Genomic DNA, 25,067 nt, shown 5'->3' on the forward strand with positions numbered 1-25,067 from the left:
GGCGATAGGGAAACTCGGAAGCCGTAACGGCGGTGGCGTAATTCATATTCATATGACTGAGTGTCAGTAGCAGGAAAAGCCAAGACGGAACAAGAAGCTGGACAGAGCACGAGAGTGGAGAGAGGAGCAGGCATGGCCCCACAGCAGCGACCGTCCCGGATCGGACGGCTGGCTTTCGTCGCGGCGACGGTCGCCGCGTCGGCGGCACTTGCGTCGGGTCCCGGGTTCGCGGCGGGGGCGGGGGGACCGGAGCCGGTCAAGACGCCCGGCCCCGCCTTCGGTGCCTTCCTCGACTCCGGTGCTCGTGGCGTGGCCCGCATGGCGGCGCTGAGCAGTTGGCTGGGCGGCGCCGAACTGCGCGTCGGCCACACCTACCTGCCCGGCAACCAGTGGAGCGACATCGAGGGCGCCCCCGGCCTCCTCGACGTATGGGCGGACTGGCGCACCGAGAAGTCCGACCGGATGCTCGTCCTCAACGTGCCGATGCAGGAGCACAACGAGGACGGTGTCTCCGACTACCAGGTGCGGCGGCTGCTCCAGCAGGGCGCGGCCGGCCAGTTCGATCAGCACTTCAAGGCCCTGGCCCAGCGGCTGGTCGACCTCAAGGTGCCGGACACGGTGATCGTGCTCGGCTGGGAGATGAACGGCACCACGTACACCTCTCGCTGCGGGCCGGACCCGGAGGCCTGGAAGAAGTACTGGAACAGGATCGTCACCACGATGCGCTCGGTGCCGGGCCAGAAATTCCGGTTCGACTTCACTCCGAGCCGCGGCCGGGACGCCGTTCCCTGGACGCAGTGCTATCCGGGGGACGCCACGGTCGACATCGTCGGAATGGATTCGTACGACCAGCCTTCCGGGCTGACGTTCGACGAGCAGGTGAAAGAGCCCTACGGACTCCAGGAACACGTGGACTTCGCCAAATCCCACGGCAAGCCCATTTCCTATCCTGAATGGGGACTCTTCCGCAACGGTGACAACGCGGAGTACATGAAACGCATGCTCGCCTGGATGGACGAGCACAAGCCGCTGTACAACACGGTCACCGACTACTGCCCGCACGGTGTGTGGCAGTGCTCCGAGAACCCGAAGTCGTCGAAGATCTACCGCTCGGCCCTCTTCGGCCGCACCGAGGAACCCACCACGAACCCGACCGCACCGACCACGCCCACGACCCCGGTAACCCCGGCTCCGGTCACTCCGACCCCGACCCCGACCCCGACTCCGGTCACCCCGACGCACCCGGCCAACTGCTCGCCGGTGGAGCTGGGTGACTGGGTGGAGTACTGGCTCGGCGGGAAGCTGTGCGTGAAGTTCGACTGGTGGCAGCGCGACCGCTGAACCGGAGGTGGCGGCGGGCCGCTCAGGGTCCGTCGCCACCGCGCTCCCTCCACTTCCGCAGGATCGCCTTGCCCCGCCGGCGCGCGGCGACATCGCAGACGACCGCCGACATCAGCGGTGCCGTGCGCCGCCGGGCCAGCAACAGCCGCTGGTTGACGACCGGTTCGGGCCGCCAGTGATGCTTGTACGGCTCGTCGCCGCGCAGCAGGCTGAGGGTGCGGGACCCGTCCGCGCCGGTGTGCTCGGCGCACGCGTCGAGCAGCATCACCGCCACGTCCGCCTTCCGCTCCCGAAGCCGCGGATGCGCGCCGTACAGATAGCCGCCCGCGAGCCGCCGCGACAGCAGTGTGAGGTCCACGGCGACCACGTCCTCGTCGAGCCGGAACTCGGTGACGACGGCGTCCCCGGAGCGGACCATCGGCCCGACCGAGCGCACCAGGTGTTCGCAGAACCGCGTCTGCAGATGCTCGGACGTCACCTTCCGTCCCTGCCACTGGAGTTGGTGCAGTTCCAGCAGCCGTCGCAGCGCCGAGTCCACCCCGTCCGGCTGTACGACGTGACGCTCGACGCCCAGTGCCGTCAGCTTGCGGAGCTTGGCGCGGACCCGTTGGGCCTTGGAGGAAGGGAGACGGGCGACCAGCTCGGACATGGGGACGGCGGGCAGCTCCAGGCACAGCGAGTCGTGGACGCGGCGCCGCGGGCCGCGCCAGTGGTCGTAGACACGTTCGACCGCGCCACCGGGGCGTACCTCGCGGAAGTCGATCAGCGCGGTGCGGGCGGCGGACGCGAGACCCTCGGTGAGCGCGACGACCGCGGGGTCCCCGTGCTCGTCGTCGAGCAGGACGTCGCCGTAGTCGGAGATCGCCCCGCCGAGCGGGACCAGCGCGGGCACCGGGCGCCGTACGAGCATCAGAGGTGCGGCGGCGACGAGTTCGCGGCCGTCGCGGACAACGAGCAGGCGCAGACGGCCGGTTCTGCCGTAGGACAGCCACCAGGAGTGCAGCCAGGCGTGGCTCTGGAACGGGGTGGCCGCGCCGCACTTCTGGTACAACCGGCCCCAGGCCGGGGCCAGTTCGGCGAACTCCCGGGCGTCGGTGACGAGGTGGGTCGAGTACACCGGTGTCACAGCACGTCGGCCGCGGTGGCCGGGCTGGGCACGGAGGCGGGGCGGGCGGTCTCCTCGGTGGTCCGGCGCGGTCGTACGAGCAGCAGCAGGCCGCCGAGGAGACCGCCCGCGCTCGCGCCGACCAGACCGGTCACCGCGGCCGTGGCCGAGGAGGGCGCGGCCGGCTTGACGGCGCGGGCGAAGGTCTGGAGTTCGACGTGGGTGGAGTCCTTGGAGTCGTTGGCGTGCACGGTCAGCGAGCGGGTCACGGCGTTGGCCATGTCGGCGGCGAGGTCGGCGCGGGAGGAGACGGCGGTGACGGCGACCATCGGCGCGTCCGGCGAGGTCGCCGTCTGCACGCTCGACTGGAGCGTCTTCACCGGGACGCCCGCCCACACCTGCGCGTCGCCGAGCACCGCGAGCTGCGTGGCGACCCGGCCGTAGGCCTGCGCGAAGCCGAGCGCGGTCGCGGAGTCGGCCTTGTCGGTCGGTACGGCGATGACGTAGCTGGTGGCCGTGTACGTCGGCGTCTTGGCGATGCCGTACACCCCGCCGAGCAGGCCGCCGGTCACGGCGCCGGCCGCGAGGAGGGACCAGGCGGGGAGGGCCCTGGCGCGGGCGAGGGGGCGGTGCTGTCGGTTCTCGGTCATGAGGAACTGGCTCCCTGGGGTGCGGGGGACGGCGACGAGGTGGAGACCGCGGCCGCGTACACGTCCATGAGGTGGGCGGCGCTGCGGGTGATGCAGTAGTGGTGGGCGGCGTCCGGCGCGGTGCGCGGGCGCGGGCCCTGGGCGCGGGCCGCCGCCAGCGCGCGGGCGAAGACATCGGGGCCGCCCTCGACGCGCCGGGCGGCGGACGCCGCGTGCGGGGGGAGATCCTCTACGGCGGGACAGGAGGCGTAGAGCACGGGCAGCCCGGCCGCGAGTCCTTCCACGACCGCCAGGCCGAAGGCCTCCTCGGGGCACGGTGAGGCCAGCAGGTCCATGGCGGCGGTGAGGGAGGGCAGGTCGGGGCCCGGCGAGCCGTCCGGCGCATAGGGGCGTTCGCCGGTGAACAGCACCCGGTCGGCGACCCCGCACTCGTGTGCCGTACGGCGCAGGAGGTTCTCCTCGGGGCCGCCGCCGACCAGCAACAGCCAGTAGTCGGAGGGGAGTTGGGTGAGGGCGCGGATCAGGACGTCGAAGCGTTTGCCGGCGGCGAGGCGGCCGATGCCGCCGACGACGTACGCGCCCTCGGGCAGGCCGAGACGTTGGCGGGTGCGCAGTCGCTGGACCGGGTCGAAGCGGAAGCGGTCCAGGTCGATGCCGTTCGGGACGACCTCGATGCGCGGGCCCGGCACGCCCCAGCGCTTCAGGCGTTCGGCGACCGTGGGAGATACGGCGACCGTGGACCGGCCGAGCCGCTCACTGGCGAGATACAGGGCGCGGACCCCGGCGCTGAGCCTGCGGCCCTCCATCTGCGAGTCGCCAAGGGAGTGTTCGGTGGCGACGACCGCCTTCACGCCCGCGATCCGGGCGGCGAGACGGCCGTAGACGCAGGCGCGGTAGAGGTGGGTGTGCACGAGGTCGTAGCCGCCGGTGCGGATGATGCGGACCAGGCGGGGGAGGGCGGCGAGGTCGCGGTTGCCGGTCATGCCGAGGTGGATCACGCGCACCCCGTCGGCCGTGAGGCCGTCGGCGACCGCGCCCGGGTTGGTGAGTGTCACGACATCGCAGTCGACCGGCAAGTGCCGTAGCAGCAGCCGCAGTTGCTGCTCGGCGCCGCCGACGCCGAGCCCGGTGATGATGTGCAGGGCCTTCACGCGAGGCCCTCCACCGGGCGGCGGCGCAGGCGGTGCAGCCGGTACTTGAGGAAGAGGCGTACGGCGGTGTCGTTCTGGCCGATGTGGACGCGGGGGAACGCGTGCGGGCCGTTGAGATCGCCCGGGTCGATCGCGCAGGCGTAGGTGTATCCGGCGGCGCGTACTGCGTCGACGGCCCGGGCGTCGATCGTGCCGTAGGGGTAACAGAAGCCGTCGACGGGGGAGTTGAGGAGTTCCTGGAGCCGGGAGCGGCTGTCGGCGACCTCGGCTTTCAGGGTGGGGTCGTCCGCCTTGGTCAGGTCGACGTGGGTCAGACCGTGCGAGCCGATCTCCACGCCCTCGGCGGCGGCCTGCCGGATGCCGTCGGCGGTGAGGAGCGGTTTGCGCGGTCCCAGCGGGTCCCAGGCGTTGTCGCCGCCGAGCCTGCCCGGGAGGACGAAGAGGGTGGCGCCGAAGTTCCAACGGGCCAGCAGGGGAAGGGCGTTGGTGACGAAGTCGGCGTAGCCGTCGTCGAAGGTCAGGCCGACCAGGCCGTGGCCCTCGCCACGGGCGCGGGCGGCCAGCAGGTCGGCCATGGAGACGCCCCGCAGACCGCGCCGGCTCAGCCAGCGCAACTGCTGTTCCAGCCGGTCCGGGGTGACCGTGATGCGGTAGGGGTCGTCGGAGCAGTCGCCGACGGAGTGGTACATCGCGACCCACGGGACCGGGCCCGTGACGCGACTGCCGGTGGTGGGGGACTCAACGGGAGCGGCCATGCGAGAGCCTTCGTGTGACGGAGCGTACGGATTCCAGTGCGGGTGCGAAGCCCTGGGCGCCCAGGGCCCAGCCGAGCAGGACGAAGACGGCGGCGACGGTGGTGCAGCCGACGGTGAGACCGAGCAGCGGTGAGGGCATCGCGCGGGCCGCGAACGCCCCGGCGATCGTGGCGACGGCCGCCGCGCGCACCGGCCGGCTCAGCTCGATCAGGACCTGCCGGGTGCGGATCGGGACACTGCGCGGGCCGCTGCCGCACAGCAGCAGAACGGCGGTGACGGTGATGCCGATGGCGTTCGCGATCGCGATGCCGATGACGCCCCAGGGGCCGACCGTCCAGACGCCGATCCAGGAGGTCACGACGATGCCGGCGGCCATCGCGCCGACCGGGTACCAGGTGGGGCGGCCCGCCGAGAAGTAGGAGCGGACAAGGACGCCGACCAGGGTCTGGCCGAGCAGCCCGAGGGCGTACACGCGCATCACACCGGCCGTGGCGGCGGTGTCGTGGGCGGTGAACGCGCCCCGCTGGAAGAGGAGTTCGATGATCTGCGGGGCGCAGGCGATCACCGTGGCGGCGCCCAGCAGCACCAGACACGCGGCCAGCGCGAGGTCCCGCTCCACCCGGTCGCGGGCCTTCTCGGTGTCGCCCTCGGCGAGCGCCCGCGCGACCACCGGGAAGGTGACCGTGCACAGCATCAGCGAGAGCACCATCGGCATCTGGGCGACCTTCTGCGCGTAGTTCAGATGCGAGATGGCGCCGGCCGGGAGGTTGGAGGCGAGGAAGCGCTCGATGAGGACCTGCGACTGGCGGCAGAGTGCGAAGAGCAGCACGGTGGCCATCAGCGTGAAGTTCATCGGGCCGGGGGTGTCGGTGGTGCTGGTGCCGGTATCCGCAGTGGCCGGTGTGTGACTCCTCAACTGGCGTACCAGCGCAGGAAGTTGAGTCAGCACCATCAGGCAGCCGCCCGCCGCGACGCCCAGCGCCGCCGACCGTACGCCCCAGCGGCCGCCGAAGGTGTACATCCCCGCGATGATCCCGATGTTGTACGCCACGTAGATCGCCGCCGGTGCGACAAAACGGCGGTGGGCGCGGAGCGCGGCGCTGCAGTACCCGGCGAGTCCGAAGCTCAGGACGCAGGTCGCGGTGAGGCGGGTGCAGTCGATGGCGAGGGCGGGGTGGGGGAGGCCGGGGGCGAGGGCCTCGACCAGGTAGGGGGCCGTCGCGATGAGCAGCGCCGACACCGCGATGAACGCCAGGGTGAGGCGGGGGAGGGTGTTCGCGACCAGTGCGCGGACCGGGTCGCCGGGGGCACCTTGGGCGCGGCGGGCCAGCGCCATGCTGAACGCCGGGATCAGGGCGAACGCCAGTCCGTCCTCGATCAGCAGGGTGGCGGCGAACTCCGGGACGGTCCAGGCGACGAGGAAGGCGTCCGTCTCGCTGCCGGCGCCGAAGAGGGTGGCCAGCGCTTGGTCGCGCACGAGGCCGAGCAGGGAGCCGGTGATGGAGAGGGCGGCGGTGATGAGGGCGGCTTTGGCGAGGAAGCGGGGGGATTCTGTTGCCGGGGGTTCTTGGGGGGTGCTGGGGAGGGGTGTTGGTTGGGTGGGGGCTAGTTGGTGCTGGGCGCGCAGTTCCCCGCGCCCCTTTGGGGCGCTGTCGCTGGGGGCGTTGCCAGTTACCGTCATGCGGCCATGGCCCCTTCGGCGTTCGTGCGCACCGGCGCCGTAGCCACCGGACGGTCCTCCTCGTTCGCTCCCACCAGTGACCACCACGCCGCCACCCCGAAGACCACCGCCGTCAGGACCGTGGACGGGCCGCCGATGTCCGCGTAGGCGAAGTCGACCAGCTGCCAGAACAGCAGGCCGCAGGAGACGAGGGCGCAGTCGAGGCCGGGGTGGCCGGAGCGGTGGACGTGGAACAGGCCGCGCAGGGCGCGGACCAGCAGGGCCAGCCAGCTGCCGGCGAGGGTGAGCAGGCCGAGCAGGCCCTGTTCGCTGAGGACCAGGAGGTACATGTTGTGCGGGGAGAGCAGCGGCTGCTTGAGGAACGCGGCGCCCGCGCCCTCGGTGTCGCTGCCCGAGGAGAGGGCCAACGAGGCGTTGCCGTCGCGGTGTTCGGGGAATCCCTTCAACCCGACGCCGGTCAGCGGGTGTTCACGCCACATGGCGGTGGCCGCCGCCCACATCGTGTAGCGGTCGGTCACCGACTGGTCGGGGGCGTCGGTGACTTGGGTGATGCTGCTGATCCGCTCCTGGAGCATCGCCGTACCGACCCCGAAGCCGCCGACCAGGACCACGCCCGCCGCCGTCACGGCCGCGGCCACCTTCAGCGCGCGCCGCAGTCCGGCCAGCGCCAGTTGCACGGCGCAGGTGGCGGCCGTCGCGATCCAGGCGCCGCGGCTGAAGGACAGGGCGAGGGGGAGGAGGAGGGCGAAGGTGCACGTGGTGGCAACTGCCCTTTGGCGTACGCCGGTTCGGCCCAGGGCGAGGGCCAGTGCGCAGATCAGTCCGAAGGACACGACCGTCGCCATGCCCATCACGTCGGTCGGTCCGAAGGTGCCCACCGCGCGGATGTCCTCGCCCTGGTACGAGGCGCCGGTCCCGGTGACGTACTGCTGGACGCCGATCGCCCCCTGCCACAGGGCGAGTGCGACGAACGACCAGGCCAGCAGGCGGAAGTCGCGCCGGTCGCGGATCAGCAGCAGGACGGCGGCCGGCACCAGCACGAAGATCTGGAGGTAGCGGCCCAGACCGCTGAGACCGGCGCCCGGTGAGGACGCGCCCATCGCGGCGATCGACAGGCCGAGCACCGGAAGTCCCATGACCACCATGGCAGTTGGGGTCAGGGGCCGACGTCGGTCGCGCAGCAGCCGGATCCCGCAGTACAGCACGACAAGCCCGGAGACCGCGTCGGCCGGACCGGCGCCGCCCTCGCCGGGGGCCAGCGGCAGGCCGAGCAGGGCGATCACGGCGATGACCGGCAGGACGGGGGCGAACGTGCGCAGGCGGTGGTTCACGGCTCAGCTCCCGGTCGGACGGACGAGCGCGGTGACCGTGCGGGCCAGGATGCAGATGTCCTGCCACAGCGACCAGTTGTCGATGTACGCGTTGTCGAACCGGCAGCGGTCCTCGATCGAGGTGTCGCCGCGCAGCCCGTGGATCTGGGCGAGACCGGTGATGCCGGTCTGCATCCGGTGGCGGGCCGCGTAGCCGGGGTAGGCCTGGCTGAACTCGGCGACGAAATAAGGGCGTTCGGGCCGTGGGCCGACCAGGCTCATGTCGCCCCGGAAGACGTTCCAGAGCTGGAGCAGTTCGTCCAGCGAGGTCTGCCGCAGGAAGCGACAGAAGCGGCCCATCTGGTGCTCGCCCGCGACACTCCAGCGGGTCGCCGCCTCGTGCTCGTCGACCGGGCGGTGGGTGCGGAACTTCAGCAGGGTGAAGGGGCGCCCGTCCTTGCCGATGCGTTCCTGGCGGAAGACGACCCCGGGTCCGTCGGTGAGCCGGAGCACCGCCGCGCACACCAGCAGCAACGGGCTGACCAGGAGGAGCAGGATGCCGGAGGCCAGGACGTCCAGCGCCCGCTTGCCCGCGCTGCCGCGTCTGCGGGAGCCCAACTCCAGTCGCCGGCAGGCGAATCCGGCGAGCTGGTCGCGCATCTCGTACGAGGGCGAGTCGGCGTCGACCTCCCAGACCGTGCAGCCCGACTCCGCCAACGCCCGTAGCAGCGGCCCGCGTTCGGACCGTACGGAGGGATGCACGGTGAGGACGGCCCGTACGCCGTTCTGGATGAGGGCGCGTTCGACCTCCTCGCCGGTGGTCAGCACGGGCAGGCCCTCGGTGCCGTCCGGGTGGTCGGCGACGATGCCGATCGGCTCGACCCCGCACCCCGGGTGGCGCAGGATCGCGGCCGCCACGCGCTGCGCGGTCGTCGCCGGGCCGATGACCAGGGCGGTGCGCGGGCGGGTCAGCAGGGCCTTGCGGCGGCGCTGGTGCGCCGCGCCGCGGGCCACGCAACTGGCCGCCGTCTGAAGGGCGAAGCCCAGGAGCAGGGTGCGCGCGGACAGCGCGCGGTCGGGCGCGTAGGCCGCCGTGATCGTGCCGAGGGCGAGCCAGGCGACCGCGATCCGCCCGCAGACGGCGGGCAGTTCGTCGAGGACGCGCGGTACGGCCCGGGGCAGGTGCGGGCGCAGCAGTATCGACCCGGCGATCAACATGGCGACCAGCAGCAGCCGGTGACGGCCCGTCAGTGTGACGGCGCCGCACACGGCGGCGGCGAGGTCAGCGCCGAGCAGCGGCAGCGGTGAGGCCGGCCGTGCCGGCGGCCGGCGGACCGGGAACCGGAAACCGCCGCCGGTGCGCCGGGGGATGACCGAGACGTTCGAGTATCCGTGGTCCCGTGGCTGTCCGCCGGGGGAGGGGACGGTGCTTTCCGCAGTCACGAGTGGATGGACTCCCTGCACTCGGTGGGCACGACGGGTTTGCCGCCCAGCAGTTCGCGATAGACCCCCGCGACCGCTTCGGCGGTGTTCCGCACGTCGTGCGTGGACAGGACGTACCGGCGGCCCTGGTGGCCGAGGGACTCACGCAGCAGCGGGTCGAGCAGCAGCTCGGCGACGGCACCGGCCAGCACCGCCGGGTTCTCGGCCGGGACGAGACAGCGGGCGGCGAGAGCGGGGGGCAGGCTCTCGCGGGCGCCGGCGACATCCGAGACGACGACGGGCCGCGCGCAGGCCATCGCCTCCAGCGGGGCCAGCGCCATGCCCTCCCAGCGAGAGGGCAGGACCACCAGATCGGCGGCCTGGTACCAGGGCACGGGATCGGCCACGGCTCCCGCGAACAGCACGGATTCCGGGGCGAGTTGGCGCAGCGCGTCTCGGTCGGGCCCGTCGCCGACGAGCACGAGCCGCGCCTTCGGCACCCGCCGGAGCACCGCGTCCCACGCCGACAGCAGGACGTCCTGGCCCTTCTGCCGGCACAGCCGCCCCACGCACACCACCAGCGGCGCCGCCGGATCGACCTCGGCGAGGTGCTCGATCCCGGCCCGTACGGTGTCCACGGCGGCCGGGTGGAAACGCTCGGCGTCGATGCCGTTGGGGATCACGCTCCAGCGGCCCCGGACGCCGGCCCGCAGCCCGGTGGCGCGCTCCGCCTCGCTCACGCACACCGTCCGCGTGGCCCACCGCGCGCCCCACCGCTCCCAGCCGGTCGCGAGCGTGGCGGTGACCCCGCCGACCGCCTCGAACGACCAGGCGTGCGGCTGGAACACGGTCGGAATCCGCCCCCGTACGGCGAGCCGCCCGGCCAGACCGGCCTTCGCGCTGTGCGCGTGCACCAGATCCGGCCGCACCTCCTCGACCACCCGGGCGAGCCGCCGTACCTCGGAGAGGAGCGCCGGACCCGGCGACCGTGTCGCCTCCCAGGTCCGTACGTCGGCGCCGAGCGTCCGCAGGCCGTCCGCGAGGGCGCTGTCGGGGCAGGCGACCGTGACGTCCAGGCCGGCCGTGAGCTGAGCCCGCGTCAGATCCGTGACGACCCGGGCGACTCCGCCGTCCACGGGCTGGGCGAGGTGCAGGACCCGTGGCCGGGGGACGGTTGCTGGCTGGTGCATTGCGCGGTTTCCTCGCTCACGGACGGCGCTCGGGACTGCGGGCGGGAACGCGCCTCACTGCTGGGCGTCGACGGCGACGAAGAGCGCCCCGAACCACGCCGCGTCCCGCTGGGAAACGAGCCGGAAGGCCACCTGGTCACCGCCGGGCCGCAGTGCCTTCCCGAGATCGAACACATCGGAGTCGTAGCCGAGGGTGTTCGCATACGCGGGCGCACGCTCCGAAGGCGCCGCCCCCGGGTCGCTGATCGTGGAGTTCAGCACGTCGTCACGGGGATTGACGCCGTCGCCTAGCGGAGTGGCGTTCGTACGACCGGTCGAGAGGGTGAGCGAATCCCCGGTGCGGCCGCGATCCCCGTTGTACGCCACCACGCCCGCGCGTCCCCCGGCGTGCGCGGGCGTGCGCAGCCCGCGCAACCGGATCTCCGCGCCGGTACGGGAGTTCAGCGCGTCGAAGCCGTCCCACAGCTCCAGCCGGCGCAGCGGCTCCCGCTGCTTCTCGTACGCCACGACGAGCGTCCAGCCGCCCCAGGCGCCGGCCGCCGACCTCCCCATCGCCGTGTTGACCTGGGCCACGGTGTAGAGGCCCGACCCGCTCTCCCGGACCAGCTCGGTGACGTCCGCCGAGGCCTGGAACGCGTCCGCGCCGCCCGCCACCCGGTGCCCCACGACCGTGTCCGCGAGCACCGTCTTGTACTCACCGCCGGGCTCCGCGATCAGCACCCGCCCGTTGTCCCTGGCCGGTTTCTGCTCGCCCACCCGGAGGTTGCCGCCCCAGTACAGACGCGCGTAGGTGGCCCGGGCACCCTCGGGCAACCGGACCTCCGCGCGGGAGGAGTTGTAGGTGTTCGGGTCGCGGTCGACGTCGACGTAGAACATGTCGAAGTCGCCGTTGGCCCCGTTGACTGCGTCTCGCCCCTCGCGTACGGCCGGGCAGGTAGCCGAGTCCGTACGGCAGCTGATGGAGGTGTTGGCCGCGCGGACGATGCCGCCGTGCTGGAGCGCGTGATAGCGCTGGGCGAGGGGGAGGCGCTCGGCCTCGGCGGCGGGCGGGGCGGACGCGCCGGAGGCGGCCGGGGCCCAGATCGAGGCGAGGGCGAGAGCGCCCGTCGACGCCCGGCGCAGCAGCGGACCCAGGGAATTGCGCATGACCGGCGGTGCCCTTTCGAGAAGTACGGCCCCTATATGCGATTTGCTGGCTATAGGGGTACTTCGGGAGGTGCGCAACTCTAGTAGCTATCCGGATTAATACGGCGAAACGTGACAAGTGTGTCGGAATGGTGAAGTTCGGCCACGCGGGACATCACCCCATTGGCCGCACAACCCCCGTGGGCGTCGCGCGTTGACACAGCGCCGGGCATCCCCGCCCGGATGTTTGTTTCAACCCCAAGGAGCACCTCTCCATGTCGCGTATCGCGAAGGGCCTGGTCCTGACCTCCGTTGCCGCCGCCGCCATGGCGGGCACCGCCGGCATCGCCGCCGCCGACAGCGACGCGCACGGCGCCGCCGCCCACTCCCCGGGCGTGCTGTCGGGCAACGTCGTCCAGGTCCCGGTTCACGTCCCGGTCAACGTCTGCGGCAACACGATCAACGTGATCGGCCTGCTGAACCCGGCCTTCGGCAACACCTGCGTCAACGACTGACGTCCGCGCGCATCCCTCCGGCCGGCCGTTCTCCCGTGGTCCTTCCACGGGGGGACGGCCGGTTGGCGTTGGGGAGCGTTGCGCCGAATGGTCGGTACCGGTTGCAGACGGTGGTGAGCGCTTTCACGGTGGGCTCAAGATCCGAAGCACCACCGAAAGGAACACCCCATGCGTGGTCTGCCCGCACGGCGCATCGCGTCCTCCGTACTCTGTGCCACCGTCCTGATCGGAATCGCCGGCCCCGCGGCCGTCGCGGCCGACAACGACTCGGCGCGTGAGCACGTCCGCGCGACGTCGAGCGCGCCGGTCCCCAACGCTGACGCGCTGCTCGCCCAGGTCAAGGGTCTCGGCGACATCGGCAGCGTGCTCACCCCGGTCACCGACCTGCTCAACCAGGTCCTCAAGGCCGACAACGGACAGCTCTCCGCCGACCAGGCGCAGAAGCTCGTCGACACCGTCAACGCGGCCATCGCCAAGATCACCGCCGCCGCACCGGCCGCTCCTGCGGTACCGGCTGTTCCGGCGGCTCCGGCTGTTCCCGCGACACCCGCGCTCCCGGCGACCTCGGCCCTGCCCGCGTTGCCCGCGCTCCCGAAGAGCGGCGACGACTCCAAGGCCAAGGCGCCCGCCGACCTCGCCGGTGACGCTCTCGCCGCCCTGCAGAAAGCGGTCGCCACGCTGCTTGCCGCCGTCACCTCCGGCGATGTCGGCAAGGTCGTCCCGGCGGTCACCGGTGTGGTGACGGGCCTGGTCAACGTGGTCGCCGCCACGCTGCTGGGCGGCGGTCTGCCCGCGCCGAGCCTGCCCGGTCTGCCCACGCTGCCCTCCACGTCCGCGCTGCCGGCGGTGCCCGCGGTGCCGGGGGTGTGAGGCGAGCAGTCGTAGAAGGCCGTTGGGCCGGTCCCTTTCCGGGAGCGGCCCAACGGTCTTTTCGGCTGCACGGCCCTTTCATATGAGGATGGGAAACGCCGATGAGACACACGCCGCATTTGGGTGGGCAGCAGAAACTTTCTGCGCACGGGGTTTCCGGCCCGGCCGGAACTCGTTACACACGGCGACAGATTTCCCTCTGGTGACATGAGTTGCCGAAGAAAGGAACACGATGAAGTCCCTGAAGGCTGCCGCTGTCGTTGCCGGGTCCGTCGCCCTCGCCGGTGCCGCCGCGCCCGCGTTCGCCTACAGCCCCGCCGACGTGACGCCCACCAGCCTCACCGGCGCCGTCAACACCCTCACCAGTGGTCCGCTCCAGCCCGCCGACGTGATGCCGCTGCAGCACCAGTCGGACGCGCTCGACACCGAGAACAAGAACTCCGCGCTCAGCACCGTCAAGGGTGCGGCCGGTGCGCTGAACCAGCACAACCCGCTGCTCGGCGGTCTGCCGTTGCAGGGCTGAGTCCCGCCGGTGCTGTTCGAGGGGCGTCGAGAGGCGTCCCTCGTTCGTGTGGCGGGGCGGCCGTGCCATCGGCCGGACGGGTGAGAACGCGGGCGGCGGCCTTCCGGCCCGTCGATAAGGTCGCGCGGTGACCTCAACCTCAAGCGAAACGCGCCCCTTCCGCGTCGCCGACCTCGGCACCCTCGTCGTCCTGGCCTGGAGCGGCGAGGCCCCCGACGGGGACATGCCCTATCTCCTCGCCTACACCCTGGGCGACGCCGCGGACGGCCCCGAGGCCGCCACCGCCGCCGTGGAACGGCTGCTGGCCGACAACGGAATCCCGGTCGGCGGCGATGTCGTCGACGGCTCCACCCGGCCCAGCCTGCCGGTCACCATGCTCATCGAGTCCGGGCAGGCCGTCCTCAACATGCCGCAGCTCAACGCCCAGTGCGTGCCGCCGCCCGAGTGGCTCGCGGCGGTCGGTGAACGCGGCTTCGCCTACCTCGTGTTCACCACCCGCCCGTGGCCCGAGGCCGAGCCCGGCAAGCCCGTCACCCCCGAGGCGCTGGCCGCCTTCGCCGGCTCCGAGGAGACCCTGAACGCCGCCGCGCACATCATCCTGCCCGCCCGCAGCCTGCGCGGCTGACCACCGGACAGCGGGCGGGAACACCGTCGATTCCGGCCCGCTGGTGGGACTTTGGGAATTCTGGAAAAGCTGACTACTGCGGCAGTCGGGGGAATCTTGAACTGTTGTCCTTCCCGGCCTCGTTACCCGGGCAGCACGCAGAGCCTCAGCATGCAGAGCCTCCGAATTCCGAAAGGGACCGTACTCGAAATGAAGTCGACCACCCGAGGAACCATCGCCGCCGTCATCACGGCCGTGGCGGCCGCGGCCGGCGCCGCCACCGCGACCCCCGCCGCCGCCCTCGGCACGGTTCCCGTGCCCGTGCCGCTGGAGGGCGCGGAGAGCGCCCTCGGCATGGAACTCCCCCACCTGGGCGGAGAGGTGCCGGTGCCCATGCCGGGCGCGCCCGAGGGTCCGCGGTACGTCGAGGGCCGGCTCATCCCGGAGCGGGTACTGCCCCAACTCCCGGTCCACGGCGGCCTTCCCGGCATCGGCCTGCGCGCACCGCTGCCGCACGTCCTCGGTGACGGCTTCGACCACGTCGGCGTCAGCACGCCCGCCTCCGACCTGCGCACGCTGGCCCCGGGCCTCGCCCTGGACGCCCCGCTGACCCCGCCCAACCCCGACAACTTCGGCCTCCCGGACCTGAAGGCGCCCCAGGTGGGCGTCCTGGCACCGGTCCTGCAGACCGTGCCGGGGGCGGAGCTGATCACGGGGGCCGGCCTTTAGGCCCTGTCGCGACGAAGTCCGTACGACAAGGGCCCGGGTGGTGCTACCCGGGCCCTTTCGCCTGCCCGGGTGCTTCGGACGGTGACCGTGCGGGGGGTCGGACGGTTAGCCCCCTCGAACGGTCGGAACGGACGAGGGAGTTGGGCCATGAGCGTGAGCGTCGGCGGAGCACCGGTGGGCGGGGAGTCGCTGAGTCCGGTGAGACCCGGGCCGGTGCGCGGGACGCGGCGGGAGGCACTGCGCGGGGCGTTCGGTGCTCTGCTCGCCGTGGCGCTGGTGCCCGTCGTCGCGGCCTCCCGGCCCACCCGCTCCGGTGAGGATCCGGGGGACACCGCCTTCGACGAGACCTACCGGGGCCGTCGTATCCACGGTGTGCTGAAGGACGGCTGGCAGGTGACGGTGGACGGCCGGCCGCTGCATCTGATGCGGCGGGCCGACGGCACCTGGCTGAGCATGGTCGACCACTACCGCTCGTATCCCACCGCCCTGGAGGCGACACGCGCGGCCGTCGACGAGCTCAGCCCCGGCCGCGAACTGCGCGAGGCGGACGGCCCGATGGACATGCACATGGGGGGAGACCATGGCGTACACGCGTAAGGACGTCAGCACCCTCACCGCCGCCGAGAAGCGGCGGTTCGTGGCGGCGCTCCTGGAGATCAAACGGCGGGGCGAGTACGACGAGTTCGTGCGCACGCACATCGAGTTCTTCGTGCCCGACGGGGAGTACGGACTGCGCTCGGCGCACATGGCGCCCTCCTTCCTGCCCTGGCACCGGCAGTTCCTGCTGGACCTGGAGCGGGCGCTGCGCCGGGTCGACTCCTCGGTGACGGTGCCCTACTGGGACTGGACGCGGGACCGCTCCGCGACCGCCCTGCCCTGGACCAAGGACCTGCTCGGCGGCACCGGGCGGCGCTCCGACCACCAGGTGACGACCGGGCCGTTCGCCTATGCGGCGGGCCACTGGAAGATCAAGGAGGGGATCACCGACGAGCCGTACCTCACCCGGGACCTCGGCCACCCGGCCGCCCCGATCGGGCTGCCGACGAAGCGCGACCTGGACGCGGCGCTCGCCGACCCCGTCTACGACACGGCGCCCTGGGACTCGACCTCCCGCAAGGGCTTCCGCAACCGGCTCGAAGGGTGGGGCACCGGGTCGGGCAGCGCGTCCTGGCGCAACCACAACCGGGTCCACAAATGGGTCGGGGGCGTGATGCTCGGCGGCGCCTCCGTCAACGACCCGGTGTTCTGGCTGCACCACGCCTTCGTCGACCTGCAGTGGTCCCGCTGGCAGAGCAGGCACCGCGGCGCCCGCTATCTGCCGGCGCGGCCGCCGGGGCCGGGCGACGACCAGGAGGGGCGGGTCGTGGCACGGCAGGAGAAGATGCCGCCGTGGGACGTGACGCCGGAGCAGTTGGAGAACGTCGGCACGATCTACCGGTACGGCTGACCGGCCGCGGACACGGGGAGAGCCCCGGCGCCTGAGGTGCCGGGGCTCTTCGCGTTCGTGCGTACGACCGGGTCAGTGACCGTAGCCGCTGTCGCCGTGGCCCGGGCCGGGGTGACCGTCCTTGCCGTGGCCGCTCACGTTGGCGCAGGTGTTGCCGAAGGCCGGGTTCAGCAGGCCGATCACGCTGACGGTGTTGCCGCACACGTTGACCGGGATGTGCACCGGGACCTGCACGACGTTGCCCGACAGGACGCCGGGCGAACCGACGGCCGCAGCCTGCGCGCCCGCGTCCGCCATGGCCAGACCGGCGCCGCCGAGCGCCACAGCGCCCGTGCCCAGGGCGACTACGGCCGCCTTCGCGATGCGAGACATCACGTTCTCCTTTGGTTCGGTGAGATGCGGCGGCAGGACTCGCCACCGCACTTCGAGTTCAACGCGGCGGCCCATGCCTGGTAACGGCGAGAACGCCGGGATCACCTTTTTGAACAGGACTTCGAGCGCCGGGAGCGGCTGTTCTACGGCCGGAAATTCGGTGCCCTCGGCGGGTGGGTGTCGTCTAACCTCCCGGCATGGCAACCGACCAACTGCTCCGTCTGTTCGCCGAGCAGAACCGAGTACGCGCCTTCGCGGCGGTGGCCCTGGGCGCGGAGACCTCCGAGGAGGTCGCCCAGATGGCCGGCCTCACCCCGAGGGGGACGGCCGTCGCCCTGCTCAAGCTGCGCGAACAGGGCGTGGTGAAGACCATGGACGACGGGGAACTGCGCGTCGACTACGACCTGTTCAGGAACCTCGCGCGGGAGGCCGAGGAGCCCGCAGAGGAGAGCCCGGTCACCGGCGACGAGCACACCGACATGATCCTGCGGACCTTCGTCCGGGGCGGCCGGCTGGTCCGCCTGCCCGCCCAGTGGTCCCGCAAACAGGTCGTGCTCCAGCACATCGCCGAGCAGACCTTCGCCCCTGGCGTCCAGTACCCCGAGCGGACCGTCAACGAGAAGCTGCGGGCCTGGTGCGACGAGGGCGAGGTCGACCATGTGACGCTCCGCCGCTACCTGGTGGATCTGCACCATCTGCGGCGGAGCGAGGGGATCTACCGGCGGCCCGCCGCGTGAACCCCCCGGTGTCCTGCGGCAGTTGGCGTGCGAGCGTCCGGTTCTACGGCAGTCGGCGTACGGGCGACCCCGCCAGGTAGGCCCGGATGTCCTCGACGGCCTGGCCGTAGTACGTCGTGTAGTTGGCGTGCGACACATAGCCGAGGTGGGGTGTCGCGAGCAGACGCGGTGCCGTGCGCATCGGGTGGTCGGCGGGGAGGGGCTCGATGTCGAAGACGTCGATCCCGGCGCCGGCGATCCGGCCCTCGTGCAGCGCGGCGAGCAGGGCGTCCTGGTCGACGATGGCCGCGCGTGAGGTGTTGATCAGATATGCGCTCGGCTTGAGGAGAGCGAGTTCGGCGGGGCCGAGGAGACCGCGGGTGCGGTCGCCGAGGGCCAGGTGGACCGAGACGAAGTCGCTGTCCGCGAGCAACTCCTCCTTGGAGGCGGCGAGTTGTACGCCGACCTCGGCCGCCCGGTCCTTGCTGAGGTGCTGGCTCCACGCGGTGACACGCATGCCGAAGGCCAGCCCCACCTGGGCGACCCGGCTGCCGATCTTCCCGAGGCCGAGCAGTCCGAGGGTGCGGCCGTGCAGGTCGGCGCCGACGGTCTGCTGCCAAGGGCCGCCGCCGCGCAGGGAGTTGCTCTCCTCGACGATCCCGCGGGCGAGGCCGAGGAGCAGCGCCCAGGTCATTTCGACGGGCGGGGTCGAGGAGCTGGCCGTACCGCACACGGTGACGCCGTGCGCCTCGGCGGCGGCGTAGTCGATGACGGAGTTGCGCATCCCCGAGGCCACCAGCAGCCTCAGGCGCGGGAGCCGGGCGAACAGCGAGGCGGGGAAGGGGACGCGTTCGCGCAGCGTGACGACGATGTCGGCGGTGGCGAGGGCGGCGGCCAACTCGCCCTCGTCGTCGAGGTGTTCACGCAGGCTCACGACCTCCACCGTGTCCTGGACGGGCGACCAGTCGGCGAGCTCGGTCGCCACGTTCTGAAAGTCGTCGAGGACAACACAGCGCAGGCGCACGGCGGTTCTCTTCCTTCTGTCGGTCCCGGGGACCGGCTCCCCGGTGATCGACTGGAACGCTACTCCTTGCGCCCTACTCCTTGACGAGCGAGTTCGCCCTGCGGGTCGGCTTGCCCAGGGCCCAGAAGAGGACGCCGAGGAGCATGAACCCGATGAGTGGTACGAGCTCCGTCAGGAGGTACTTCCCGCGCTCGCTCTCGGTCCAGCCGTCCGGGACGTAGTCGGCGCCGAACCAGTGGTCGCCCGCGCCGGGGGCGACCAACTGCACACTCGCGAACACGATGAGCACGGTGAGCACCACGCTGATCAGGATGGGGGCGGGCGCCTTGTAGGGGCGGGGGACGTCCGGGGCCTTGTAGCGCAGCACCGCGAGGGCCGGGAAGATGCCCAGGTAGCTGATGAGCGTGGTGGAGATGGCGAGGCCGAGGACGGCACCGAAGAGCTTGGCCGCGCTGCCGTTGGTCAGTTGGTGGGCCAGGATCAGGACGCCGGTGGAGACGAGACCGCTGAGGATGTTGACCCGCACCGGCGTGCCGAACCGGCTGGAGATGACACCGAGGAAGCGCGGCGCGGCGCCGTCGTAGCCGGAGACCGCGAGGGCGCGGTCGGAGCCCATGACCCAGGTGACGCCGGAGGAGAGCACCGTGAGGATGAACAGGACCGCGGCGATGTCCCCGAGCACCGTGCCGGCCCCGCTGCTGGTGACGGTGCCGTCGGCGGCCACGTCACCGCCGTAGACGGTGAAGACCTGGCGGATCGCGTCGAGGAAGCCGCCGAGGCCGGTGATGGCCTTGACCGGCAGGACGAGCAGGATGCCGAGGATGGGGAGCGCGTACAGGAGGACGGCGAGGGCGGCGCTGCGGAAGATCGCGAAGGGGACGTCCTTCTGGGCGTCGGTCATCTCGTCGCCCGCGGTGTTGGGCAGCTCGAAACCGACGTAGTTGAACATCAGGACGGGCACCAGGCCGACGAAGCCCGCGTACGTCGGGGAGAAGTCGCCGAGGCCGAAACCGTGCAGGCCGTGCTGGATGCCGTAGACGACGACCGTGATCGTGAACAGGCCGAGGAGCACGAAGCGGCTCCAGGCGCCGATGGTGGGGATCCACTTGCCGACGTCGAAGGAGAGGATCGCGGCGAGGACGCCCACCCAGATGAAGACGAGGGCGAAGACGTAGAAGGCCGGGGTGCTCAGGTCTTTTCCGTCGTTGAAGAAGGTCGTGTAGGCCGTGACGGCGGAGACGGCGAGGGTGCCGCCGAGCCACACCGGGTTGGTGATCCAGTACAGGAAGTTGTTGACGGCGCCCGCGAGACGGCCGAAGGCCCGGCTGGTCCAGATGTAGGGGCCGCCCTCCTCGGGGAACGCGGCGCCGAGTTCGGCGGTCAGCAGCGCCGAGGGCACGAAGAAGACCGCGGCCAGCACGATGAGCCAGGTGAACGCCTCGGCGCCGGAGGAGGCGACCGTGCCGATGGTGTCCACGCCGACGATGGTGCAGAGCAGGAAGAAGAGGATGTCGAACCGGCCGAAGTGCTTGCGCAGCTTCTGTCGTTCGGTCTGGGCTGCGGCCGGCGCGCCGGCCGGCTCGGAGGCTATCTGACCTGCGGCCACCGGGGGCTCCTGCGGGTTCGGGGGGAGGGGCGGGATTCGGCCAATGATCGGTCGCCCTCGCGAGAGCCCACAAGCGTTCGGGTGCAATTCTTGACCATTACGTATCCAGCGGGACGTAACGGAAACGGTGCCGAAACATGGGAGACGATTCCCTGATCAGAGCCCTTGTGGCGCCCCCGGCAGGACTCGAACCTGCGGCCAAGCGCTTAGAAGGCGCCTGCTCTATCCACTGAGCTACGGGGGCCGGATGTGGTGGCCTCGGTCGTGGTGTGCCCGGGTGTGGGCCGGTCCGTGACGTTGCCGGGGACAAGGATAGGGCTCCCGGGTCCTTGTCCCTGTTGCTTCCCCTCCGTGGCTCGATGTGGAGGTTCGGTGAAGCGGTCCTGATAATCGCAGGCAGGTACGAATCGTGCATCGCTTTTGGTGCCCCGAGGCACGGGTGTTGTGCACTCGTTATGCCTGGACTGTGCCCATGCCCCAGTCATCCCTTCCGTCCGTTGTGTTCCGTCGGCGCGCAGACATGCGCATATGCTTCAGAATTCCCCCAAAATTGGGCATTCTTCACATGTGGTGACCTTGGACGTACGGCCTCAGCTGCTCGACGCACTCTCCGCCCTGCGCGACCGTGTCGCCGCCGCACGCTTCCCGCTGCCCCTGGCGGGGGCTCCACGCGCGCGTGCCAACCGCGACGAACTGCTCGCCCAGCTCGACGACTATCTGGTGCCCCGCCTGAAAGAGCCCGAAGCCCCTCTGCTGGCCGTGGTCGGCGGCTCCACCGGCGCGGGGAAGTCGACACTCGTCAACTCCCTGGTCGGGCGCCGGGTCAGCGAGGCCGGCGTGCTGCGGCCGACGACCCGCACCCCGGTGCTGGTCTGTCATCCGGAGGACCATCACTGGTTCAGCGGGATGCGGGTGCTGCCCGACCTCACGCGCGTGTGGGTGCCCCACCAGGACCCTGCCGACGAGTTGCTCCTCCCCGGGGAGGACGGTATGCGCGTGCTGCGCGTGGAGACCGCCGACTCCCTCCCGCGCGGAATCGCCCTCCTGGACGCGCCCGACATCGACTCCCTGGTCGCCGACAACCGGGTGCTGGCCGCCGAACTGATCTGCGCGGCCGACATCTGGATCATGGTCACCACGGCCGCCCGCTACGCCGACGCCGTGCCCTGGCATCTGCTGCGCACGGCCAAGGAGCACGACGCGACCCTGGTCACCGTCCTCGACCGGGTGCCCCACCAGGTGGTCTCCGAGGTGTCCCGCCAGTACGGCGCCCTGCTCGCCAAGGCCGGACTCGGCGACGTCCCCCGGTTCACGGTGCCCGAACTGCCCGAGTCCGCCTGGGGCGGAGGCCTGCTGCCGGCCAGCGCCGTGGCCACGCTGCGGAGTTGGCTCGCGCAGCAGGCCCAGGATCCGGTGGCCCGGCACCAGACCATGGCGCGCACGGCCTACGGCGTCCTCGACTCGCTCAAGTCGCGGATGCCCGAGCTGGCCAGCGCCGCCGCCGCCCAGTACGCGGCCGCGCTACGGCTCACGGCCGCCGTCGACGGGGCCTACGACAGCGAGCACGCGCGCGTACGGGGGCGGTTGCAGGCCGGGGCCGTGCTCGCCGGGGACGCGTTGAAGCGCTGGCGCGCCTTCCCGCTCGACTGCTCGGCCGGCGAACTGCTCGACGCCCTCGCGGAGAGCCTCGCCGCACTGCTCCTGTGCTCCGTCACGGCCGCCGACGAACGCGTCGACGACGCCTGGCGGCGCGAACCGGCCGCGGGCGCCCCCGAACTCACCGGCCGCGACCCCTCGCCGGAGAGCGCCGAGCACCGCATCGGGATGGCCGTACGGCGGTGGCGGCGCGAGCTGGAGGAGTACGCCGAGGAAGAGGTGCACGACCTCGACAGGAGTGCCGCGACCGAGCCCGAGGTGGTCGCCGCCCTGGTCGCCACCGCGCTGTTGGGCGGTCGCCGGGCGCGGTCCGCGGGCGAGGGGCTCGCCGAGCGGATCGGCGCCCACGGCGCGCTACGGCTGCGGGACCGTGCCGGGCGGCTGCTCAACGACCATCTGGACCGGGTCATGCACACCGAGCGCGAACGCCGGCTCGCCCCGCTCGACGCCCTCGACGTGCACCCCGAACCCCAGGCCGAACTCATCGCCGCGCTGTCCGTACTGCAGAAGGAGAGGTGACCGGTGACTGCCGTCACTGACCAGGACCACACGGACGAGATGGATCACGCCGATCGCGCCGATCACGGCCAGGGTGCGGACATCAAGGCCGAGCGCCTCGAAAAGCCCTCCCCCGTAGAGGGCGATTCGGGGGCGACTCCCGTAAAGGGCCGCTCCGTAAAGGCCGCGAAGGAGGTGAGCGGGCGGGCGGACACCGACAAGGTGGCGGCGGACCCGGCGGACCCCGGGGAACCGGCCGGCGGCTGGGACGACGGGCTCATCGCCCGGCGGGTCAACGAGACCACCGCGGCGCAGCAGGCCGCGGAGAACCGGGCCGCCCGCGCGCAGGCCGCGCACACCGCGAAAGCCGCGCACGTCCCGGCCCCGCTGGCCTACGACGGGCCGCTGCGGTCGCGGCTGGACGCGCTGCGCGAACTGGTCGGGCTCTCCCGGACCCGGCTCGACAGCGGCACCCTCGCCGAGGCGGGGCGGGTCCTCGACGAGGCGGCCGCGCGCCGCAGGCTCTCCGGACAGCACACCGTCGTCGCCATCGCGGGCGCCACCGGCAGCGGCAAGTCGCAGCTCTTCAACGCGCTCGCCGGAGTGGCCATCTCGGAGACGGGTGTACGACGGCCCACCACCGCCGCGCCCATCGCGTGCAGTTGGAGCGACGGCGCGGCCACCCTCATCGACCGGCTCGGCATCCCGGGACGACTGCGCCGACGCCCGCTGCAGAGCGCCGAGATGGAGGCCCAGTTGCGCGGGCTCGTCCTGGTGGACCTGCCCGACCACGACTCGGCGGCCGTGGCGCACCGCGAGCAGGTGGACCGAGTCCTGGCGCTCGTCGACGCGGTCATCTGGGTCGTCGACCCGGAGAAGTACGCCGACGCGATCATCCATGAGCGCTATCTGCGGCCGATGGCGGGCCACGCGGAGGTCATGTTCGTCGTCCTCAACCAGATCGACCGGCTCCCCGGGGAGGCCGCCGACCAGGTCCTCGACGATCTGCGCCGACTGCTCGACGAGGACGGGATCGCCCTCGGGGAGTACAGCGAACCCGGTGCCACCGTGCTCTCCCTGTCCGCGCTCACCGGGGACGGCATCCCGGAACTGCGCGAGGTTCTGGGCCAGTTCGTGGCGGATCGTGGAGCCGCGGCACGGCGAATTTCAGCCGATGTTGACGCCGCCGCGTGGCGACTGCGACCCGTCTACGCCACGGGTCGGCGCACCGGGCTCAGCGAGGAGGCGCGGGACGAGTTCGCCGCGCGCCTCGCGGACGCGGTGGGCGCCACCGCGGCGGGCGACGCGGCCGAACGCGCCTGGCTGCGCAACGCCAACCGGGCCTGCGGCACGCCCTGGCTGCGGCTGTGGCGCTGGTACAACGACCGGCGCGAACCGGCGACCGGCCGGCTTCCGGTGCGCGCCCAGGCGGACGAGGAGGCCACGGCACGCCAGCGCGTCGAGCAGGCGGTCCGTACGGTCGCCGACCGCGCGTCCCGCGGACTCCCGGCGCCGTGGGCGCAGGCGGTGCGGGAGGCGGCCGTACGCGGGTCGCAGGGGCTGCCCGAGGCGCTGGACGAACTGGCGGCGCGGGCCGGGCTGCCCGCGGGACGGCCGCCGCGACCGGGCTGGTGGCCCGCGGCCGTACTGGCGCAGGCGTCGATGACGATCCTCCAAGTCGTCGGCGGGCTGTGGCTGTTGGGGCAGATCATCGGGTTCATGACACCGAATCTGGGGGTGCCGGTGCTGCTGATGGTGGCCGGCATCATCGGCGGCCCGCTCGTCGAGTGGAGCTGCCGGCTGGCGGCCCGCGGACCCGCCCGGCGCTACGGCCTCGACGCGGAGCGGCGCCTGCGGGAGGCGGCCTCGGGATGCGGACGGGCACAGGTGCTCGATCCGCTGGCCGCGGAGCTGCTGCGGTACCGGGAGGTCCGGGAGCAGTACGGGCGGGTCACGGGGGCGGGCGTCGGGGGCGGGTGAACTGCGGTCCGGGCCGGGTGAACCACGGTCCGGGCCGGGTGAACTACGGTCTTGGGCCGGGTGAACTGCGGTCCGAACGTCGTTCCCTCGTCCGGGTGATGAGGATTTCCACAGGTGGGCGCCGGTCCACAGCGCTCGGCGGGCCCGGCTCGGCGGAGGCAGTCTGACTGCAGCCGTACGGGACGGGCCCGTACGCGTTTCCGCCCGGTCCGCGAGGCCGGGTGAGGGAGGGAGACGCGATGAACGAGACCATGGTGTGCGTCGTCGGGAATGTGGCGACCCAGCCGATGTACCGGGATCTGGCGGCGGGACCGTCGGCGCGGTTCCGGCTGGCGGTGACCTCGCGTTACTGGGACCGCGAGAAGAGCACGTGGACGGACGGCCACACCAACTTCTTCACGGTGTGGGCCAACCGCCAGTTGGCCACCAATGTGGCGGCGTCGGTGTCGGTCGGTGACCCCGTCGTCGTCCAGGGCCGGCTGAAGGTGCGGACGGAGGCGCGGGAGGGGCAGCCGAACCGGTCCTCGGCGGACATCGACGCGGTGTCGATCGGCCACGACCTGGCGCGCGGAACCTCGGCCTTCCGGCGGGCCAACAAGCCGGAGACCTCGGCCTCTCCGCCCCGGCCCGAGCCCAACTGGGAGACGCCGGACGGGAATTCCGTCGCCGATTCCGCCGACCCCGCCGCCGTCGCTTCCGATTCTCCCGGGCAACAGCGTTCGGACGTACTCGTGGTGACGTGATGTCAGTGAATGCCCCGAGCTGATCGAACTGCGGCTTATCGATGAATGCGCTCC

24 protein-coding genes and 1 tRNA gene are annotated in these 25,067 nt (G+C 71.9%); 12 read left to right on the plus strand and 13 right to left on the minus strand.

Annotated features, from left to right (window positions below; translation table 11 throughout):
- Positions 1 to 132 precede the first annotated feature (132 nt).
- Positions 133 to 1,341, plus strand: a complete 1,209-nt coding sequence (locus AB0M63_RS40280; protein WP_366022878.1) for a glycosyl hydrolase — start codon at positions 133 to 135, stop codon at positions 1,339 to 1,341.
- Between the two features lie 22 nt (positions 1,342 to 1,363).
- Here the strand turns inward: AB0M63_RS40280 and AB0M63_RS40285 are convergent, their stop codons facing one another.
- The 9 genes from AB0M63_RS40285 to AB0M63_RS40325 are packed head-to-tail and all read right to left on the minus strand — an operon-like array spanning position 1,364 to position 11,751.
- Positions 1,364 to 2,467, minus strand: coding sequence for a GNAT family N-acetyltransferase (locus AB0M63_RS40285; RefSeq protein WP_366022879.1), 1,104 nt, complete (start codon positions 2,465 to 2,467; stop codon positions 1,364 to 1,366).
- A complete protein-coding gene (locus tag AB0M63_RS40290; protein ID WP_366022880.1) occupies positions 2,464 to 3,096 on the minus strand; it encodes a lipopolysaccharide biosynthesis protein in 633 nt (210 codons plus the stop codon). The genes AB0M63_RS40285 and AB0M63_RS40290 overlap by 4 nt, the downstream gene beginning before the upstream one ends.
- Positions 3,093 to 4,247, minus strand: a complete 1,155-nt coding sequence (locus AB0M63_RS40295) for a glycosyltransferase (protein ID WP_366022881.1) — start codon at positions 4,245 to 4,247, stop codon at positions 3,093 to 3,095. The genes AB0M63_RS40290 and AB0M63_RS40295 overlap by 4 nt, the downstream gene beginning before the upstream one ends.
- A complete protein-coding gene (locus tag AB0M63_RS40300; protein WP_366022882.1) occupies positions 4,244 to 5,002 on the minus strand; it encodes a polysaccharide deacetylase family protein in 759 nt (252 codons plus the stop codon). Before AB0M63_RS40300 ends, AB0M63_RS40295 begins: the two co-directional genes overlap by 4 nt.
- A complete protein-coding gene (locus tag AB0M63_RS40305; protein ID WP_366022883.1) occupies positions 4,986 to 6,683 on the minus strand; it encodes a lipid II flippase MurJ in 1,698 nt (565 codons plus the stop codon). Before AB0M63_RS40305 ends, AB0M63_RS40300 begins: the two co-directional genes overlap by 17 nt.
- On the minus strand, positions 6,680 to 8,014 hold the full coding sequence (locus AB0M63_RS40310) for an O-antigen ligase family protein (RefSeq protein WP_366022884.1): 1,335 nt from the start codon (positions 8,012 to 8,014) through the stop codon (positions 6,680 to 6,682). The genes AB0M63_RS40305 and AB0M63_RS40310 overlap by 4 nt, the downstream gene beginning before the upstream one ends.
- A 3-nt stretch (positions 8,015 to 8,017) precedes the next feature.
- Positions 8,018 to 9,436 carry an exopolysaccharide biosynthesis polyprenyl glycosylphosphotransferase gene (locus AB0M63_RS40315; protein WP_355901410.1) on the minus strand — a complete coding sequence of 473 codons (1,419 nt, stop codon included), beginning with the start codon at positions 9,434 to 9,436 and terminating at the stop codon, positions 8,018 to 8,020.
- Positions 9,433 to 10,605 (minus strand): glycosyltransferase, encoded by a 1,173-nt coding sequence (locus AB0M63_RS40320; protein WP_366022885.1) that lies wholly within the window; start codon positions 10,603 to 10,605, stop codon positions 9,433 to 9,435. Before AB0M63_RS40320 ends, AB0M63_RS40315 begins: the two co-directional genes overlap by 4 nt.
- Before the next feature lie 54 nt (positions 10,606 to 10,659).
- Positions 10,660 to 11,751: a DUF3344 domain-containing protein gene (locus AB0M63_RS40325; RefSeq protein WP_366022886.1), complete on the minus strand. Its 1,092-nt coding sequence runs from the start codon at positions 11,749 to 11,751 to the stop codon at positions 10,660 to 10,662.
- Positions 11,752 to 12,005: 254 nt separating this feature from the next.
- Between AB0M63_RS40325 and chpG the strand changes: the two genes are divergently transcribed.
- From chpG to AB0M63_RS40360, 7 genes are all read left to right on the plus strand, one after another.
- Complete coding sequence (chpG, locus tag AB0M63_RS40330; RefSeq protein WP_355901416.1) at positions 12,006 to 12,245, plus strand: chaplin ChpG; 240 nt, start codon at positions 12,006 to 12,008, stop codon at positions 12,243 to 12,245.
- 168 nt (positions 12,246 to 12,413) lie between these two features.
- Positions 12,414 to 13,115 carry a hypothetical protein gene (locus AB0M63_RS40335; RefSeq protein WP_355901418.1) on the plus strand — a complete coding sequence of 234 codons (702 nt, stop codon included), beginning with the start codon at positions 12,414 to 12,416 and terminating at the stop codon, positions 13,113 to 13,115.
- Positions 13,116 to 13,347: 232 nt separating this feature from the next.
- Positions 13,348 to 13,638, plus strand: a complete 291-nt coding sequence (locus AB0M63_RS40340; RefSeq protein WP_355901420.1) for a hypothetical protein — start codon at positions 13,348 to 13,350, stop codon at positions 13,636 to 13,638.
- 127 nt (positions 13,639 to 13,765) lie between these two features.
- On the plus strand, positions 13,766 to 14,263 hold the full coding sequence (locus AB0M63_RS40345; RefSeq protein WP_355901422.1) for a DUF5949 family protein: 498 nt from the start codon (positions 13,766 to 13,768) through the stop codon (positions 14,261 to 14,263).
- 189 nt (positions 14,264 to 14,452) lie between these two features.
- Positions 14,453 to 14,971 carry a hypothetical protein gene (locus AB0M63_RS40350; protein WP_355901424.1) on the plus strand — a complete coding sequence of 173 codons (519 nt, stop codon included), beginning with the start codon at positions 14,453 to 14,455 and terminating at the stop codon, positions 14,969 to 14,971.
- A gap of 147 nt (positions 14,972 to 15,118) precedes the next feature.
- Entirely contained in the window at positions 15,119 to 15,568 is a 450-nt protein-coding gene (locus AB0M63_RS40355; RefSeq protein WP_355901426.1) for a tyrosinase family oxidase copper chaperone, read from the plus strand.
- The gene (locus AB0M63_RS40360; RefSeq protein WP_366022887.1) at positions 15,552 to 16,418 is read left to right on the plus strand and encodes a tyrosinase family protein; all 867 of its coding nucleotides are present in this window, start codon (positions 15,552 to 15,554) and stop codon (positions 16,416 to 16,418) included. The genes AB0M63_RS40355 and AB0M63_RS40360 overlap by 17 nt, the downstream gene beginning before the upstream one ends.
- A 72-nt stretch (positions 16,419 to 16,490) precedes the next feature.
- Here AB0M63_RS40360 and AB0M63_RS40365 read toward each other — a convergent pair whose 3' ends face one another.
- Positions 16,491 to 16,790: a chaplin gene (locus AB0M63_RS40365; protein ID WP_355901430.1), complete on the minus strand. Its 300-nt coding sequence runs from the start codon at positions 16,788 to 16,790 to the stop codon at positions 16,491 to 16,493.
- A 197-nt stretch (positions 16,791 to 16,987) separates the two neighbouring features.
- Here AB0M63_RS40365 and AB0M63_RS40370 point away from each other — a divergent pair, with 197 nt between their 5' ends.
- Positions 16,988 to 17,527, plus strand: coding sequence for a DUF2087 domain-containing protein (locus AB0M63_RS40370; protein ID WP_355901432.1), 540 nt, complete (start codon positions 16,988 to 16,990; stop codon positions 17,525 to 17,527).
- Positions 17,528 to 17,570: 43 nt separating this feature from the next.
- Here AB0M63_RS40370 and AB0M63_RS40375 read toward each other — a convergent pair whose 3' ends face one another.
- The 3 genes from AB0M63_RS40375 to AB0M63_RS40385 all read right to left on the minus strand — a co-directional run bounded on the left by AB0M63_RS40375 (position 17,571) and on the right by AB0M63_RS40385 (position 20,380).
- A complete protein-coding gene (locus tag AB0M63_RS40375) occupies positions 17,571 to 18,530 on the minus strand; it encodes a D-2-hydroxyacid dehydrogenase family protein (protein ID WP_366022888.1) in 960 nt (319 codons plus the stop codon).
- Between the two features lie 73 nt (positions 18,531 to 18,603).
- Positions 18,604 to 20,136, minus strand: a complete 1,533-nt coding sequence (locus AB0M63_RS40380; protein ID WP_366022889.1) for an APC family permease — start codon at positions 20,134 to 20,136, stop codon at positions 18,604 to 18,606.
- Between the two features lie 168 nt (positions 20,137 to 20,304).
- Positions 20,305 to 20,380: transfer RNA gene (locus AB0M63_RS40385), tRNA-Arg, on the minus strand.
- Between the two features lie 323 nt (positions 20,381 to 20,703).
- Here AB0M63_RS40385 and AB0M63_RS40390 point away from each other — a divergent pair.
- The 3 genes from AB0M63_RS40390 (at position 20,704) to AB0M63_RS40400 (ending at position 25,013) form a co-directional block, all read left to right on the plus strand.
- Positions 20,704 to 22,311, plus strand: a complete 1,608-nt coding sequence (locus AB0M63_RS40390) for a dynamin family protein (RefSeq protein WP_355901438.1) — start codon at positions 20,704 to 20,706, stop codon at positions 22,309 to 22,311.
- A gap of 3 nt (positions 22,312 to 22,314) precedes the next feature.
- Positions 22,315 to 24,270, plus strand: a complete 1,956-nt coding sequence (locus AB0M63_RS40395) for a YfjP family GTPase (protein WP_366022890.1) — start codon at positions 22,315 to 22,317, stop codon at positions 24,268 to 24,270.
- Positions 24,271 to 24,509: 239 nt separating this feature from the next.
- On the plus strand, positions 24,510 to 25,013 hold the full coding sequence (locus AB0M63_RS40400) for a single-stranded DNA-binding protein (RefSeq protein WP_366022891.1): 504 nt from the start codon (positions 24,510 to 24,512) through the stop codon (positions 25,011 to 25,013).
- Positions 25,014 to 25,067: the final 54 nt, after the last annotated feature.

It is taken from the genome of Streptomyces sp. NPDC051576 (assembly GCF_040681835.1).
In the GTDB taxonomy this organism is placed as follows: domain Bacteria; phylum Actinomycetota; class Actinomycetes; order Streptomycetales; family Streptomycetaceae; genus Streptomyces.